The 15,033-nt window shown below is 64.5% G+C and carries 12 protein-coding genes; 4 read left to right on the top strand and 8 right to left on the bottom strand.

Features of this window, described 5'->3' with window-relative positions; genetic code table 11:
- Positions 1 to 46: 46 nt before the first annotated feature.
- Positions 47 to 2,434 carry an endonuclease MutS2 gene (locus QZ329_RS01495; RefSeq protein ID WP_295747563.1) on the top strand — a complete coding sequence of 796 codons (2,388 nt, stop codon included), beginning with the start codon at positions 47 to 49 and terminating at the stop codon, positions 2,432 to 2,434.
- A gap of 95 nt (positions 2,435 to 2,529) precedes the next feature.
- Positions 2,530 to 3,303, top strand: a complete 774-nt coding sequence (udp, locus tag QZ329_RS01500; protein WP_295747565.1) for a uridine phosphorylase — start codon at positions 2,530 to 2,532, stop codon at positions 3,301 to 3,303.
- A 425-nt stretch (positions 3,304 to 3,728) separates the two neighbouring features.
- Here the strand turns inward: udp and QZ329_RS01505 are convergent, their stop codons facing one another.
- The 4 genes from QZ329_RS01505 to pdaA form a co-directional block, all read right to left on the bottom strand.
- On the bottom strand, positions 3,729 to 6,257 hold the full coding sequence (locus tag QZ329_RS01505) for a heavy metal translocating P-type ATPase (protein WP_295747567.1): 2,529 nt from the start codon (positions 6,255 to 6,257) through the stop codon (positions 3,729 to 3,731).
- A 37-nt stretch (positions 6,258 to 6,294) separates the two neighbouring features.
- Positions 6,295 to 6,591 carry a metal-sensing transcriptional repressor gene (locus QZ329_RS01510; protein ID WP_295747569.1) on the bottom strand — a complete coding sequence of 99 codons (297 nt, stop codon included), beginning with the start codon at positions 6,589 to 6,591 and terminating at the stop codon, positions 6,295 to 6,297.
- Positions 6,592 to 6,740: 149 nt separating this feature from the next.
- On the bottom strand, positions 6,741 to 7,403 hold the full coding sequence (locus QZ329_RS01515; RefSeq protein WP_295747571.1) for a UDP-N-acetylglucosamine pyrophosphorylase: 663 nt from the start codon (positions 7,401 to 7,403) through the stop codon (positions 6,741 to 6,743).
- Positions 7,404 to 7,466: 63 nt separating this feature from the next.
- Positions 7,467 to 8,282, bottom strand: a complete 816-nt coding sequence (gene pdaA / locus QZ329_RS01520) for a delta-lactam-biosynthetic de-N-acetylase (RefSeq protein ID WP_365351214.1) — start codon at positions 8,280 to 8,282, stop codon at positions 7,467 to 7,469.
- Positions 8,283 to 8,413: 131 nt separating this feature from the next.
- Here pdaA and QZ329_RS01525 point away from each other — a divergent pair, with 131 nt between their 5' ends.
- Positions 8,414 to 9,124, top strand: coding sequence for a DNA/RNA non-specific endonuclease (locus QZ329_RS01525; RefSeq protein ID WP_365351216.1), 711 nt, complete (start codon positions 8,414 to 8,416; stop codon positions 9,122 to 9,124).
- The gene (locus tag QZ329_RS01530; RefSeq protein WP_295747573.1) at positions 9,121 to 9,795 is read left to right on the top strand and encodes a 3'-5' exonuclease; all 675 of its coding nucleotides are present in this window, start codon (positions 9,121 to 9,123) and stop codon (positions 9,793 to 9,795) included. Before QZ329_RS01525 ends, QZ329_RS01530 begins: the two co-directional genes overlap by 4 nt.
- 41 nt (positions 9,796 to 9,836) lie before the next feature.
- Here the strand turns inward: QZ329_RS01530 and QZ329_RS01535 are convergent, their stop codons facing one another.
- From QZ329_RS01535 to QZ329_RS01550, 4 genes are all read right to left on the bottom strand, one after another.
- On the bottom strand, positions 9,837 to 10,823 hold the full coding sequence (locus tag QZ329_RS01535) for a pyruvate kinase (protein ID WP_365351218.1): 987 nt from the start codon (positions 10,821 to 10,823) through the stop codon (positions 9,837 to 9,839).
- Between the two features lie 11 nt (positions 10,824 to 10,834).
- Positions 10,835 to 11,905: an S-methyl-5-thioribose-1-phosphate isomerase gene (mtnA, locus tag QZ329_RS01540; RefSeq protein WP_295747575.1), complete on the bottom strand. Its 1,071-nt coding sequence runs from the start codon at positions 11,903 to 11,905 to the stop codon at positions 10,835 to 10,837.
- 16 nt (positions 11,906 to 11,921) lie between these two features.
- On the bottom strand, positions 11,922 to 12,443 hold the full coding sequence (locus QZ329_RS01545; RefSeq protein WP_295747577.1) for a nitroreductase: 522 nt from the start codon (positions 12,441 to 12,443) through the stop codon (positions 11,922 to 11,924).
- A gap of 258 nt (positions 12,444 to 12,701) precedes the next feature.
- Positions 12,702 to 15,026, bottom strand: a complete 2,325-nt coding sequence (locus tag QZ329_RS01550) for an S-layer homology domain-containing protein (RefSeq protein ID WP_295747579.1) — start codon at positions 15,024 to 15,026, stop codon at positions 12,702 to 12,704.
- Positions 15,027 to 15,033: the final 7 nt, after the last annotated feature.

Consider the following 15,033-nt stretch of genomic DNA (forward strand, 5'->3'; position numbering starts at 1 on the left):
TATACGTTTTAAGATGCAAATCCCCCTTGTAAGGAGGTTATCCCCTATGAGCGAACTGTTTGAAAAATCTCTCCGCACCTTGGAGCTGCCCAGGGTGCTCCAGCTTTTGTCGGACCAGGCGGTCAGCGCCGAGGCCAAGGAGCGGGCTCTCCGCGTCTCCCCGGAGACGGAACCGGAGGAGGTTCTGCGTCTCCTGGACCAGACCGACGCTGCCCGGTGGATGACCGGACAGCGGGGCGCGCCCTCCTTCTCCGGGGTGAAGCCGGTGGGCGAGGCCCTGGACCGGGCGGACCGGGGCGGCAGCCTCAACACCCGGGAGCTGCTGCGCATCGCGGGACTTCTCACCGCCGCCCGCCGGGCCCGGGAGTATTTCAATGACGAGGCGGCGGAGAAGACCGCCATTGACCACCTCTTCCTCTCCCTCCACGGCAACCGCTTTCTGGAGGAGAAGATCAAGCGCTGCATTCCCGACGAGGACACCATTGCCGACGCAGCCTCCCCGGAGCTGGCGGATATCCGCCGCCACATGCGGGCGGCCCAGGCCAAGAGCCGGCAGATTCTCCAGAAGATCATCTCCTCCCCCAGCTATGCCAAGGTGCTTCAGGAGACCATCATCACCCAGCGGGACGGCCGCTTCGTGGTCCCCGTGAAGGCGGAGCAGAAGGGGAACCTCCCCGGTCTGGTTCACGACATCTCCTCCTCCGGGGCCACGGTGTTTGTGGAGCCCATGGGCGTGGTCCAGGCCAACAACGAATACATCGAGCTGGAGGCCAAGGAGCAGAAGGAGATCGAGCGGATTCTGGCAGAGCTCTCCGCCGAGGCCGCCGCCCACCGGGAGGACATCCAGTGGGATTACGACGCCCTGGTCCACCTGGACCTGATTTTTGCCCGGGGGCAGCTGAGCTGGAAGATGGACGCCGTCCGTCCGGAGGTCCGGCGGGACGGCTGCATCCATCTGAAAAAGGCCCGGCATCCCCTGCTGGACCCCAAGAAGGCGGTGCCTATCGACCTGGAGCTGGGAGGCGCCTTTGACACGCTGGTCATCACCGGCCCCAACACCGGCGGCAAGACGGTTTCCCTGAAAACGCTGGGTCTGCTGACCCTGATGACCCAGTGCGGCCTCCACATTCCGGCGGCGGACCAGAGCGCCGTGGCGGTTTACGAGCGGGTGCTGGCGGACATCGGCGACGAGCAGAGCATCGAGCAGAGCCTGTCCACCTTCTCCGCCCATATGACCAACATTGTGGGCATTTTGAAGGAGGCGGACCGCCGGAGCCTCATCCTCTTCGACGAGCTGGGGGCCGGCACGGACCCGGTGGAGGGCGCGGCCCTGGCCATCGCCGTCATCCAGCACGTCCGGGCCGCCGGGGCGAGAATCGCCGCCACCACCCACTATGCGGAGCTGAAAACCTTCGCCATGACCACCGCCGGTGTGGAAAACGCTTCCTGCGAGTTCAATGTGGAGACCCTCAGTCCCACCTACCGGCTGCTCATCGGCATCCCGGGGAAGTCCAACGCCTTCGCCATCTCCCGGCGGCTGGGGCTGCCCGAGGAGGTCATTGCGGCGGCCCAGACCCAGATGAGCGGGGACAGCGTCCGGTTTGAGGACGTCCTTACCCAGCTGGAGGTCAAGCGGCAGTCCCTGGAAAAGCGGGAGCAGGAGTCCGACCGCCTCTACCGCCAGCGGGAGGAGGACGCCCGCAAGGCCCGGGAGTTCCGGGAGCAGATGGAGCGGGCCAAGGAGAACGCCCGCAGCCGGGGGGAGGCGGAGGCCAAGCGCATCCTCCGGGACGCCAAGGCCGCGGCGGACCAGACCTTCAGCGATCTGGCGGAGCTTCGGCGGCGGCAGGCCCAGGCGGATTCCGCCCAGAACATCAACGACGCTCAGGCCGCCATCCGGGCGGGGCTCCACCAGGCGGAGGACCGCCTCCGCACGGAGAAGGACCGCCCCGCGCCCATTCCCAAGCCCAGCCGCCCCATTGTCAAGGGGGACCTGGTGGAGTTCCCCGGTGTGCGCCAGCCGGCGGAGGTGATTTCCATCGGGAAGGACGGAACCCTCCAATTGAAGGCGGGGGCGCTGAAAATGAAGGCGCAGGCCTCCGAGGTGCGCCTGATTGAGGACGACGAACGGGCCGCCCGGAAGCCGAAGTCCCCTGTCCACTCCGGCGGGACCCGGACGCTCCGCTCCGCCGCCAGCCGGGAGCTGGACATTCGGGGACTGGAGACCCTGGAGGCGGAGAGCGTGGTGGAAAGCTTCCTCTCCGCCGCCGTCATGGGCAAGCTGGAGACCGTCACCATCATCCACGGCAAGGGGACGGGGGCCCTCCGCAAGGCCGTCCATGACATTCTCCGCCGCAGCAAGGCGGTGAAAAGCTTCCGCTTGGGCGTCTATGGCGAGGGAGAGACGGGGGTCACGGTGGTCACGATGAAATAAGCGAAAGTTTACGGAAAATTTCCGTCAAATCGTTGCAAGGCCGACCCAAATTTGTTATACTGTTCTCACAATATCACAAATTTGAGGTGACAGATATGCAAAAACTGGAAAAGCAATTTCATATTGCCTGCACGGCGGAGGATATTGGCCGCTACTGCATTCTCCCGGGGGACCCCGGCCGGGTTCCGGCCATTGCCGCGTATTTTGACGACGCGAAGCAAGTGGCCTATAACCGGGAGTACAACGTCTGGACCGGCACGCTGCTGGGAGAGAAGGTGACGGCCTGCTCCACCGGCATCGGCGGCCCCTCCGCCTCCATCGCCATGGAGGAGCTCCACAAGTGCGGCGCGGACACCTTTATCCGTACCGGCACCTGCGGCGGCATCGACGTAAACGTCCAGTCCGGCGACATCGTGGTTGCCACCGGCGCTGTCCGGTTCGAGCACACCAGCCTGGAGTACGCGCCTCTGGAGTTCCCCGCCGTGGCGGACTTCGGACTGGTGGACTGCCTGGTTCGGGCCACGAAGGCCCTGGGGTATCCCCTCCACACCGGCATTGTCCAGTGCAAGGACAGCTTCTATGGCCAGCATGATCCCGCCGCCTCCCCGGTGTACTATGAGCTTCAGCAGAAGTGGGAGAGCTGGAAGCGCCTGGGGGTCAAGGCCAGCGAGATGGAGAGCGCCGCCCTCTTCGTGGTGGCCGCCGCCCTGGGCTGCCGCTGCGGGTCCTGCTTCCACGTGGTCTGGAACCAGGAGCGGGAAGCTGCCGGCCTGGACCAGAAGATGAGCGAGGATACATCCACTTCCGTCCGCGTGGCGGTGGAGGCCCTGAAGCTTCAGATCGAGGCGGACCGGGCCGCGAACAGGTGACAAATTCCTTATTTTTTTCAAGATCCGGACGACATTCCAGATGAATGGAATCAAGACCGGAGCGCTTCTATTGAACGGATTCAAGGACGGGACGCTCAAAACCGAATTAAATCTGTGAAATGGAGGAAGTATGATGATTTCTGCGACAGGAAGCTTTGGCGCGCAGCAGGCGATGCCAAAAGCGCCCCGGACTCCTTCTTATGCCGGAATGGGACATCAGGCCCTTTTGGCGGGATTTATGGAAGAACTGCGGAAGCAGCAGGCAAAATCCTGTGAGAAGGACGTGGAGGAGATCAAAAAAGCCGGGATGTCCGGTAAGCTGGCCGGAAGACGGAAAGAGGACCAAGGGGAAGCATTCGAAAAATTTACTTTCTAATCGCACATAAAAAAGCGGACCGCCTCCCGGCGGTCCGCTTTTTTGTGTCTTACTGAATCCCCAGCACCTTGTAGTCCTGGTCCTCCACGGCCTTTTTCAGGGCCTCGTCCGTTAGGGACCCGGAGAGGGTCACCACCGCCGTGCCGCTCTCGTGGCTGACGTTGGCGGTCTGGACCTCCGGCAGGGCCTCCAGGGCCTTCTTGACCCGGGCCTCGCAGTGACCGCACATCATGCCTTCGATCTTCATGGTCTTTTCCATTGTCGTTACCTCCTCGGAATGTTTGGGATGTCTGGATTTCAGGGGTTTGTCTTTCTTCGCGTCCCGCAGGTCGAACAGGTTCAGCCGCAGGGCGTTGGAAACCACGCAGAAACTGGAAAGGCTCATGGCCGCCGCGCCGAACATGGGGTTCAGCGTCAGGCCCAGGGGAATGAAGAGCCCCGCCGCCAGGGGAATGCCGATAGTGTTGTAAAAGAAGGCCCAGAACAGGTTCTGGTGGATGTTCCGCAGGGTGGCCCGGCTGAGGCGGATGGCGGCGGGCACGTCGGAGAGGCGGCTCTTCATCAGTACCACGTCCGCCGCGTCCACTGCCACGTCGGCCCCCGCGCCGATGGCGATGCCGGTGTCCGCCCGGGTGAGGGCCGGAGCGTCGTTGATGCCGTCGCCCACCATGGCCACTTTGCCCTGCTCTTTGAGCCTTCGGATGACGCTTTCCTTGCCGTCGGGCAGGACGCCGGCGATGACCTCGTCCACCCCGGCCTGGTTGCCGATGGCTTTGGCGGTCCGCTCATTGTCGCCGGTGAGCATCACCACCCGGATGCCCATGTTTTGAAGTTCCCGCACGGCCTGGGGACTATCCTCCTTGATGACGTCCGCCACAGCGATGACGCCCAGCAGCATACCGTCCCGGCTGAAAAACATGGGAGTCTTTCCCTGGGCGGACAGCGCCTCGGCCTTGGCCTGGGTCTCCTGGGACACCGCTGCACGGGTGCTGATGAAACTGTAATTCCCGCCGCTGAGGGTGGCCCCGTTCCACTTCCCGGTCAGTCCGTTTCCCGGAAGGACCTGGAAGTCCGTGACCTCCTCCTGAGGAACCTGTTCCTCCTCCGCTTTCTGGAGAATGGCTCGTGCCAGGGGGTGCTCGCTCTTTCTCTCTAAAGCGCAGGCCAGCCGCAGCAGCTGCTGCTCCCCATCGCACAGCCCCTCCTCCGGAAGGATATCCGTCACCCTGGGCTCGCCCTTGGTGATGGTGCCCGTCTTGTCCAGGGCCACGATTTCCGTCCGGCCCGCCGCCTCCAGGGACGCGGCGGTCTTGAAGAGGATGCCGTTTTTCGCCCCCATGCCGCTGCCCACCATAATGGCCACCGGCGTGGCCAGGCCCAGGGCGCAGGGACAGGAGATGACCAGCACGGAGATGCCCCGTGCCAGGGCGAAGCCGATGGTCTGCCCCAGCAGCAGCCACACGGCGGTGGTGGCCAGGGCGATGCCGATGACCGCCGGGACAAACACGCCGGACACTTTGTCGGCAATTTTGGCGATGGGGGCCTTGGTGGCCGCCGCGTCGCTGACCATCTGGATGATCTGGGAGAGCGTGGTGTCCTCCCCCACCCGGGTGGCCCGGCACTTGAGGAAGCCGGACTGGTTCACCGTGGCGGCGGAGACGCCGTCCCCGGGCGCTTTGTCCACGGGGATGCTCTCTCCGGTAAGGGCGGATTCGTTGACGGCGCTGGAGCCTTCCACCACCACGCCGTCCACGGGGATGTTCTCCCCAGGGCGGACCAGGAAGACGTCGCCCTTTTGCACCTGTTCAATGGGGACCACGACCTCTTTGCCGTCCCGCTCCAGCGCGGCGGTCTTGGGGGCCAGCTTCATGAGGCTTTTCAGCGCGTCGGTGGTCCGGCCCTTGGACCGGGCCTCCAGCATCTTGCCCACGGTGATTAGAGTGAGAATCATGGCGGCGGACTCGAAGTAGAACTCCATCATGTAGTCCATCACCGCCTCCATGTCCCCCCGGACCTGGGCGTCCGTCATGGCGAAGAGGGCGTAGGTGCTGTAGACAAAGGCGGCGGAGGCCCCCAGGGCCACCAGGGTGTCCATGTTCGGGGCCCGGTGCCAGAGGCTTTTGAAGCCGCTGATGAAGAATTTCTGATTGATGACCATGACCGCCGCTGTCAGCAGCAGCTGGAGGAGCCCCATGGCCATGTGATTCCCGTGGAGGAAGGAGGGGACGGGCCAGCTCCACATCATATGGCCCATGGAGAAGTACATCAGCACCGCCAGGAAGAGCAGGGACGACCAGAGGCGTTTTTTCAAAACCGGCGTCTCGTGGTCCGCCAGAGTGTCCTCCGGACGGGCGGCGGCTCCGGCGGAGGCGGTCTCCCGGCCCTTTTGGGAAGCGCCGTAGCCCGCGCTCTCCACAGCGGCGATGATATCGGCGGCGGAAGCGCTGCCCTCCACGCCCATGGAGTTGGTCAAGAGGCTGACGGAGCAGGAAGAGACTCCCGGCACCTTGCCCACGGCCTTCTCCACCCTGGCGGAGCAGGCGGCGCAGCTCATGCCGGTGACATGGTATTGTTCCATAAGCGGGACCTCCCATTTTCAAGATGATTTCGAAGCGTCATTTCATCAGCTTGCGGAGGGTGGAGAGGAGCTCCTCCACCGTCTCGTCCTTCCCCTCCCGGATATCCCGGGTGACACAGGTGCGGATGTGCTCCGCCAAAAGCTCTTTGGCGAAGGCGTTCAGCGCCGCGTTGGCGGCGGCCACCTGGGCCAGGATGTCGGGACAGTAGGCGCTGCGCTCCACCATCCCCCGGATGCCCCGAATCTGGCCCTCCACCCGGTTCAGCCGGTGGATCAGGCGCTTGTACTCCTCCTCGGAGCGCTCCTTGGTCTTGCGGCAGTCACAGCTTTCCATGGCGGACGCCTCCTTTTGTACTATACCCCGTGGGGGTATAATTATCATATACCTGGGTGGGGTATTTGTCAAGCCCTTGTTTGGGCTGAGACGCAAAAAAATCCGGCAAGGGGAGTGTTCCCCGTGCCGGACCTTTTATGAAAACCGCCTCAGTCCCGGTGAACCACCTGGCCGGGCCCTTTGAAAATGCTGTCCGGCGGGACCGCCCCCCGAACGGAGGAGAGGGGATAAACGCTGGTGTTCCGCCCCAGAACGGAGCCGGGATTCAGAACGCTGTTGCAGCCCACCTCCACATGGTCCCCCAGAATCGCGCCGAACTTCTTCCGGCCCGTCTCCAGGCGCTCCGCGCCGCTGCGCACCGTCACCAGGGTCCTGTCAGACTTGACGTTGGAGGTGATGGACCCCGCGCCCATATGGGCCTTGTAGCCCAGGATGGAGTCCCCCACGTAGTTGTAGTGGGGGGTCTGAACGCCGTCGAAGAGGATGACGTTTTTCAGCTCCACGGAGTTGCCCACCACGCAGCCGGTCCCCACCAGGGCGGAGCCCCGGATGAAAGCGCCGTGCCGGACCTCCGTCTCCGGGCCGATGATGCAGGGCGCGCCCAGGAAGGCCGTGGGGGCCAGGGCGGCGGTTTTGTGGACCCAGACGCCGGGAGAGCGCTGCTTATACTCCGCCGGGTCCAGGGCGGGCCCCAGGGTCAAAATCAGGTTCTGAATGCCGTCCAGAGCCTTCCAGGGGTATTGAAATTGGGCCAGATAATCCCCCGCCAGGGTGTGGGAGAGGTCCAGCAGGGCCGTAGTGGTGAGATTCATAAACGCGCCTCCTGTTTTCGCCGCCGGAGAGGCGGCGTGCTGGCCTCATTATATACCAGCCCGTCAGGAGTTGCAAGAGGGGGGCAGGTCCTCCAAGGAGGCGAAGCGGTAGCCCATATCCTCCCACTTGGTCAGCAGCTCGTCCAGAATGTCCGCGTTGGTTTTGGACGTGGAGTGGAGAAGGACGATGGCGCCGTCGTGAATGCGGGGAAGAAGCTTGGCGTAGGCCTGTTCCGCCGTGGGCTGGTTGTCCACGTACCAGTCTACATAAGCCAGGCTCCAGAAGACGGTCCGGTAGCCCAGGGCCTGGGCCTGCCGCAGGTTCTCCTCGCTGTACTTTCCCTGAGGCGGGCGGTAGAAACGAGGGAGCTCCCGCCCGGTGGTCTCCTGGTAAAGGGCGGCCAGACTGTCCAGCTCCTTCTGGAAGGCGGCCTGGTCGGAAATGGCGGACATGTCCGGGTGGTGGAAGGTGTGGTTGCCCACGATGTGACCTTCCTCCGCCATGCGGCGGATGATGTCCGGGGCGGTTTCGATCATGTTGCCCACCACGAAGAAGGCCGCCGGGGCGTTGTGCTTCTTCAGAGCGTCCAGGATTTTCTCCGTATAGCCGTTTTCATAGCCGCAGTCAAAGGTCAGATAAATCACCTTCTGGGACGTGTCCCCCAGGAACCAGGCGTCGTACCGGGCCAGGTCCTCCACGCTGGCGTTGCCAATGGGGGACTGCCCCTCGTTGGGAAAGGAGAGGCCCCAGTTGTCGGCGGAGGCCGGGATGACGGCGGGAGCGGAGACGGACAGAGACCGCCCCTGAAGATAGAGCATGGCCGCCAGAAATACGATAGGGAGCAGCAGAAAGCACGCGCTGCGTATACGATGGAGCATAGGCACCTCCGGATTGTGGAATGTTGTCACCACTCAGCATGTCCGGGAGCGGGCGGATTATCGGTTGAAAAAGCTGGCGAAAAATGTTATATTTAGTATCACGAATTTTGCGGAAAACGGGAGGAAGGGATATGGCAAAGCGGAGAGGCGGGACGAAGCAGCAGCTGACGCCCAGGCAGATGGCGGTTTTGCTGGTTTTGTGCGTCGCGGCGGCGGCCATCCGATGGTATTTCCAGCCGGAGCCGGTGTCGCTGGAGGACATCCCGGAGTGGAACGGCGCGGCCTACGTGGAGCTGGAGGACAACCAGCCGGGCTTTACCAAGGAGGAGATGACCCTGGAGGCCTTTGAACATTACAGCGAGCTGGATTACCTGGGCCGCTGCGGCGTGGCCTACGCCAATATCTGCCCGGAGCTGATGCCCACAGAGGAGCGGGAGGCCATTGGAAGCGTGAAGCCCACGGGCTGGGTCTCCGCCAAATATGACTGCGTGGACGGCAAGTACCTCTACAACCGCTGCCACCTCATCGGCTTTCAGCTGGCGGGGGAGAACGCCAACGAAAAAAATCTCATCACCGGGACCCGGTATCTCAACGTCACGGGAATGCTGCCCTTTGAAAACGACGTGGCGGACTACGTCCGGCGGACGGACAACCATGTCCTCTACCGGGTGACGCCGGTGTTCGTGGGAACGGAGCTGGTGGCCCGGGGCGTGCAGATGGAGGCTTATTCCGTGGAGGACGCCGGGGACGGTGTGTGCTTCAACATTTTCGCCTATAATGTGCAGCCCGGCGTGGCCATTGAATACGCCACGGGAGAGAGCTGGCTGGAGGGTGCGGCATGAGGCTGTGGGAGCAGTTTGACCGGATGGTGGTCTTTGATACGGAGACCACCGGCATCGATTTCGGGAGGGACCGGATAATTGAGATCGGCGCGGTCTCTCTGGAGGGCGGGGCGGAGACTGGTGGCATAGACCTCTTCCTCCGCCTGCCGGAGGGACGGCGGCTGGACCCCTTTATCACCCAGCTGACCGGCATCACCCAGGAGCGGCTGGAGGCCGAGGGCGTGGGAGATGAGGAGGCAGCCCGCGCCTTCACCGCCCTGCTGGCGGGTGCGGAGCGGCCGCTGCTGGCCGCCTACAATGCCCAGTTCGACCTGAACTTTTTATACGATCTGCTCCGGCCCTGGGGACTGGCGGGGGTACTGCGGCGCGTCCGGCTGCTGGACGTGCTGACGGTATACCGGGACCGGCGGGACTATCCCCACAAGCTGGAGAACGCCATCGCCGCATACCGTCTGGAGGACCGGGCGGTAAACAGCCACCGGGCCATTGACGACGCCCGGGCGGCGGCGCTGCTGCTGGGGGTCATGGCGGAGGAGCGGGACGACCTGGAGCGGTATGTGGGCCTCTTTGGGACACATCCCAAATACGGGCGGTCGGGGCGGAAAATCTCCTCGGTGACTTACCGGGCCCAGCCCTATGACCGGCGGAAGCCGCTGTATGAGCTGCCATGATATAAAGCGTCCGGCCTTGTGGCCGGACGCTTTTCGTTTTCCTATAGGGTCCGTAGATACCGCTCCGCCTCCCGGACGGTGTGGACCAGATACGTCATGGCCTCCACGGGATAGCGGCCCACGGCGGTCTCTCCGGTAAGCATTACCGAGGACGCGCCGTCCAGCACGGCATTGAAGATGTCGCTGACCTCCGCCCGGGTAGGGACGGGGCTTTGCTCCATGGAGGCCAGCATCTGGGTCACCACCATGAAGGGCCGGCCCGCCTGCCGGCAGGCGGCGGCAATGCGCTTTTGCAGGGCCGGGAGCTGCCAGAGAGGGCCGGAGTTCCCCAGATCCCCCCGGGCGATGACAATCTCCCCGGCGGCGGGAATCAGCTCCGCCAGCCTGGCCGTGCCGTCCAGATTTTCGATCTTGGCAAACAGCCGGATGGCCTGTCCCCCGGCCTCGTCCAGGGCTCCCCGGACGGCCTCCAGGTCCGCCCGGCTGCGGACGAAGGGCTGCATGACGCCGGTGACGCCGTAGTCCCCGGCCAGACGGAGGTTTTCCCGGTCGCTGTCCGTCATGGCGGGGAGGCGGATGTCCACGCCGGGAAGGGCGGCGCTTTTCCGGCTCCGGAGGACACCGCCCCGCTCCACCCGGGCCGGGGCCCCGTTTGGAAGCGGCTCCAGAACCCGGAGGAGAAGTCTGCCGTCGTCCAGAAGCACCTCCTGCCCCGCGGTCAGATGGGGCAGGACGGCGGGGGGCAGGGGGATGTCCGTTCCCAGACGGACGGTGGTCCCCGACTCCAGGGAGAGGGGGGCGGGAAGAGCGCCCACCCGGAGCTCCGGGCCCTGCATGTCGATGAGAAGCTGCGGCGTCACGCCGCAGAGCCGGGCGGCGGCGTGCAGATGCTCGATCTGCTCCGCCGCGCCGGGGAGGCCCACGTGGGAGAGATTCAGCCGGATGCCGGTCATGCCGGCCTCAAAGAGCCGGACCAGGGTCTCCGTACCGGCGCAGGCGGGGCCCAGAGTGCCGTAGATTTGAATCATGGCGTTCCCTCTCAGCGGAAGAGGGCCGCCAGGCTCTCCGTGTAGGGAGGGCGGCAGATGCCCTTCTCCGTGACGATGCCGGAGATCAGCTGGTGGTCCGTCACGTCAAAGGAGGGGTTGTAGCATTTCACACCGGGGAGGGCCATGGGTTTTTCGTACCAGAGGGTCTTGATCTCCTCCGGGTCCCGGAGCTCGATGGGGATATGGTCCCCGTCGGGGCAGCTCAGGTCCACGGTGCTGGTGGGGCCCAGCACATAGACGGGAATGCCGTAGTGCTTGGCCAGGATGGCCACGCCGCTGGTGCCGATCTTGTTGGCGGTGTCGCCGTTGGCGGCGACCCGGTCGCAGCCTACAAAGCAGGCTTGGACCCAGCCGTTTTTCATCACCATGGAGGCCATGTTGTCGCAGATCAGCGTCACGTCCACCCCGGCCCGGTGGAGCTCGTAGCTGGTCAGCCGGGCCCCCTGGAGCAGGGGGCGGGTCTCGTCGGCAAAGACGCGGATGCCCATGCCCCGCTCCGCCGCCAGGAAGAAGGGACCTTGGGCGGTGCCGTAGCGGGAGGTGGCCAGGGGACCGGCGTTGCAGTGGGTGAGGACGCCGTCTCCCTCCTTCAAAAGGCTGAGACCGTATTCGGAGATGGCCCGGCACTTGGCGATGTCGTCCTCGTGAATTTCCACCGCCTTTTGATAGAGGGCCTCCAACAGGAGGGGGCGGGGCTCGCCCAAATGGACGGCGGCGGTCTTCTCCATCTCCCCCAGGGCCCAGCTGAGGTTTACCGCCGTGGGACGGGAGGCGTTCAGCTGGGCGGAACAGCCCCCGAGACGGGACTGGAAGGCGGCGGGGTCCTCCGCCTCAATGGACCGGGCCAGGACATAGAGGCAGTAGGCGGCGCAGATGCCGATGGCCGGGGCTCCCCGAACCCGAAGTGTTTGGATGGCCTCCACCATCTCCTCCGCCGTCCGCAGGGGGATTTCCCGCTCTTCGCCGGGCAGCAGGCTCTGGTCGATGATATAGAGGGTCTCCGTCCCCTTGTCATAGCGGATGTTCTGGGCATGGGTAATCTGCCGGATGGCGTCCTTCACGGTGCTGCACCTCCTGTCAGGGCCGGATAATCCAGCCTTCTTTCCGGGGCTTGGGGGCGGGAGCGGGCCCGTCGGCATATCCCAGGACGCAGTTTCCCACGCCCCGCAGAGTCTCCGGCAAACCCCACTGCCGCAGAAGGGCCTTGCCCTCGGCGCCGTCGAAAAGCTCCATGGCCCGGTTCACCCAGCAGGAGCCGATTCCCGTGGCCGCGGCGGCGGTCATCAGGTTTCCCATGACCAGGGACCCGTCCTGAAGCCAGTTGGCCTGGGTTCCGTCCGCCAGTACCACCACCACCGTGGGCGCGCCAAAGAAGGGGTCCGTGCCGGGCTTGCCCATGATCTCCGCGTTCAGGGCGGACATGCGGGCGATGGTCTCCTTGTCCTGCACCACCACCATCACGGGGGTCTGGAGGTTCTTGGCGGTGGGGGCCCAGGTGCCGGCCTCCAGAATGGCGTCCAGCTCCTGGTCCGTGATCTGCTCCGCCTTGTATTTGCGGATGCTCCGGCGCTCGTGCAAGACCTTTAACGTTTCGTTCATTGTACTGCCTTCCTTTCCCGGCCCTGGACAAATACCGCCGGGGCCCTTGTATTGACCGCTTCACCGCCGGACGTCCTGAATCAAATCCGGGGGAGGGTTCGGTCCGGTTTCGCGTGTCCGCTGTATCCTCTCTATCATATCACATTTTTGGAAAAGCGCCAGACGCAATTTCAAGAATCCGGAGAACGGGCCGGAAAAACCCCGCGCGCCTGAATCCGGAATGGACCAGGCGCGCGGGGAAAGAGAGGGAACAGGGGTTCAGCGGAAATCTCCGCCCACTTCGATGGCGCGGATGACGCCGTCGCTGCTGGCGTACATATCGCACTTCTGGGCATAGGCGTGGGCGATATCCAGGGCGCTCCGGCCCTCCGCAGCGGTAATCCAGCCGCTGATATCCCGGTTATAGCACATGACGTCGGAGGCGATGGAGTAGGTTCTGCCATCCACCGTGACGGCGCCCTGCCCGCTCCAGGCGGTGTTGGGCACATCCTCCAGAGCGGTCAGCCGCTGGAGACTGGAGAAGCCGGTGCCGTCGTTGGCGACCACGGCCGCCACATAGGTGCCGCTGGGGATGTTATAGCGGTCGTTGAAGGGACCAACGCTGGTGCCGTCGTTCCGGCGGACGGCCAGACGGTAGGTATAGGAATCGGTTTCCGCGTGGTAGTCCGCCAGGACAGCCGTGCGGCCATAGAAGACCGACCCGTTGTTCACGCCGCCCAGGACGATGATGTCCACCCTGCCGGCCCAGTTGAGGTGGGCGTAGCTGATCTCGCCGTTGGAGATGGGACCCGCCCCCAGGTCGTTCAGGCTCAGGTATTCCAGCCCCTCGCCGGTGTAGCGGAAGACGGTGACGTTTTCCGCCAGACTGGAGTTGCCCAGCCGCCGCTTCTCCAGGTCCAGGTTTCCGGACACGCCGCCGCCCAGCCGGACCAGGCCGATGGAATTCCGGCCGGTGGAGGTGACACGGACCAGACGGTTCTCCATCCGGTTCAGCTCCTCCTGGCGAATGGTGGGAATGTATTTGTTCTGCTGGTCGGATTCGCTCAGGCCCAGGTCCACGGTGCCCTTGATCTCGATGCCGCAGAGAAGCTCCACCGTGACGCTGGTGCCGGAGACGGAGGTGGCGATGCCGATGGCGTTGGCATTGGCGCCGTTGGTTCCCTCCTTCACCGCGCCGGCGACCTGATTGTCCTCCGTCAGCAGCAGGGTGATCTGGTCCCCGGGACGGAACTTGGAGAGGGTGGCCTGGGCCGTGGTAAGGACGGGGAAGTCATGGCCCAGCATCCGGATGCTGGTGGGCTCCGTGGGACTGGGGGTGCAGGACTCGTAATAGCCGGTGAGGCGGGTGTCCGAGACCCGGATGGTGTTGGTGGCGCTGGAGTAGGTGGCCACGTCGTAGACCTGGAGGTCCTTGGCGTTGGCCTTGGAGCCGTTTTTATAGATCGTGTAGCCGCCCACGCCGCCGGTGAGAGACTCCAGTCCCTTGGAGGAGCCCTTCTCATAGACGACAATGGCCTCGCTGGCGCTGCCGCCGCCGCCCGCGAAGATATACTCCACATTGCCGGCCGCGCCCAGATACAGCGTCAGGGACGCGCCGGGGTTCAGCCAGACCCGGGCCTCGCTCCAGGTCTGCTCCTTGCCCTGGTAGTACACCTTGGTGTCGGCGGTGAGGGCGTACTTGGTGCCGGAGCGGTCCGTGAGCTGATTGGCCTCCAGCTTGGCGGCCACGACGCTGCGGCTGACGCCCTGGGCGTCGGGCAGGAAGGTGCGGACCTTCTGACCCTCCAGCACCAGCGTGCCCTTGAAGCCGTTGAGGGAGCCGTTGGACGCCTTGTCTCCGGCCATCTGGTAAATGGACCCGTCGGAGAAGAGCATGGCGGTCTCCTTGCCGTCGGGGCCCCTGGCGTTGGAGGCCACAAGGACCATGTCCTCCTTCACCGTCAGCCCGGCGGCGGTGAGGAAATTGCTGGCCGACTTCTCCCCCTGGACGTCCGCCCGGAGAAGATTGGTGAAGAGGGTGGCCGCGTCCTGACGGGTCAGGGGAACGTTTCCGTTGGAGGTGTCGACGCCTCGGGTCAGGTCAATGGAGGCGGCGAAGGAGAGATAGCTGTCCGGCCAGACGCCGCCAATGTTCTCGTCCTGATAGCCCAGAACCCGGAGGAGGATGGTGGCCGCCTGCCCCAGGGTGACGGTGCGGTCCGGATAGAACTTGCCGTCGGAGAAGCCGGAGATGATCTTCTTTCCCTTGGCGGCCATGTTGATGTACCCGGCGGCCCAGTGGGAGGGCTTCACGTCCGGGTAGACGGTGACGGTGCGGTAAAGCCCCAGCTCGTCTTCGGCGTTCAGGGCACAGACCACCATCTTGCAGAACTGGGCCCGGGTCAGGGGGGCGGAGGGACGGAAGTTGCCGTCGGAAAAGCCGTCCATCACGCCCATCAGCCGCAGGGACTCCACCGCCATGGTGGAGGCGCCGTCGCTGAGGTCGTAAAAGCGGTTGGGCGGGGGCGCGGCCTGGGCGGGCAGGACCAGCAGCGACGCTGCCATGGCCGCCAGAAGCAGCAGGGATACGATGCGATTTTTCATGGATGGT

The sequence above is a fragment of the uncultured Oscillibacter sp. genome (genome assembly GCF_910579365.1).
GTDB lineage: Bacteria > Bacillota > Clostridia > Oscillospirales > Oscillospiraceae > Oscillibacter.

What these genes read in the sequence shown, in the direction of transcription:
- QZ329_RS01495 (WP_295747563.1), top strand. Translation starts at nt 47, where the DNA reads ATGAGCGAACTGTTTGAAAAATCTCTCCGCACCTTGGAGCTGCCCAGG.
- udp (WP_295747565.1), top strand. Translation starts at nt 2,530, where the DNA reads ATGCAAAAACTGGAAAAGCAATTTCATATTGCCTGCACGGCGGAGGAT.
- QZ329_RS01505 (WP_295747567.1), bottom strand. Translation starts at nt 6,257, where the DNA reads ATGGAACAATACCATGTCACCGGCATGAGCTGCGCCGCCTGCTCCGCC.
- QZ329_RS01510 (WP_295747569.1), bottom strand. Translation starts at nt 6,591, where the DNA reads ATGGAAAGCTGTGACTGCCGCAAGACCAAGGAGCGCTCCGAGGAGGAG.
- QZ329_RS01515 (WP_295747571.1), bottom strand. Translation starts at nt 7,403, where the DNA reads ATGAATCTCACCACTACGGCCCTGCTGGACCTCTCCCACACCCTGGCG.
- pdaA (WP_365351214.1), bottom strand. Translation starts at nt 8,282, where the DNA reads ATGCTCCATCGTATACGCAGCGCGTGCTTTCTGCTGCTCCCTATCGTA.
- QZ329_RS01525 (WP_365351216.1), top strand. Translation starts at nt 8,414, where the DNA reads ATGGCAAAGCGGAGAGGCGGGACGAAGCAGCAGCTGACGCCCAGGCAG.
- QZ329_RS01530 (WP_295747573.1), top strand. Translation starts at nt 9,121, where the DNA reads ATGAGGCTGTGGGAGCAGTTTGACCGGATGGTGGTCTTTGATACGGAG.
- QZ329_RS01535 (WP_365351218.1), bottom strand. Translation starts at nt 10,823, where the DNA reads ATGATTCAAATCTACGGCACTCTGGGCCCCGCCTGCGCCGGTACGGAG.
- QZ329_RS01545 (WP_295747577.1), bottom strand. Translation starts at nt 12,443, where the DNA reads ATGAACGAAACGTTAAAGGTCTTGCACGAGCGCCGGAGCATCCGCAAA.
- QZ329_RS01550 (WP_295747579.1), bottom strand. Translation starts at nt 15,026, where the DNA reads ATGAAAAATCGCATCGTATCCCTGCTGCTTCTGGCGGCCATGGCAGCG.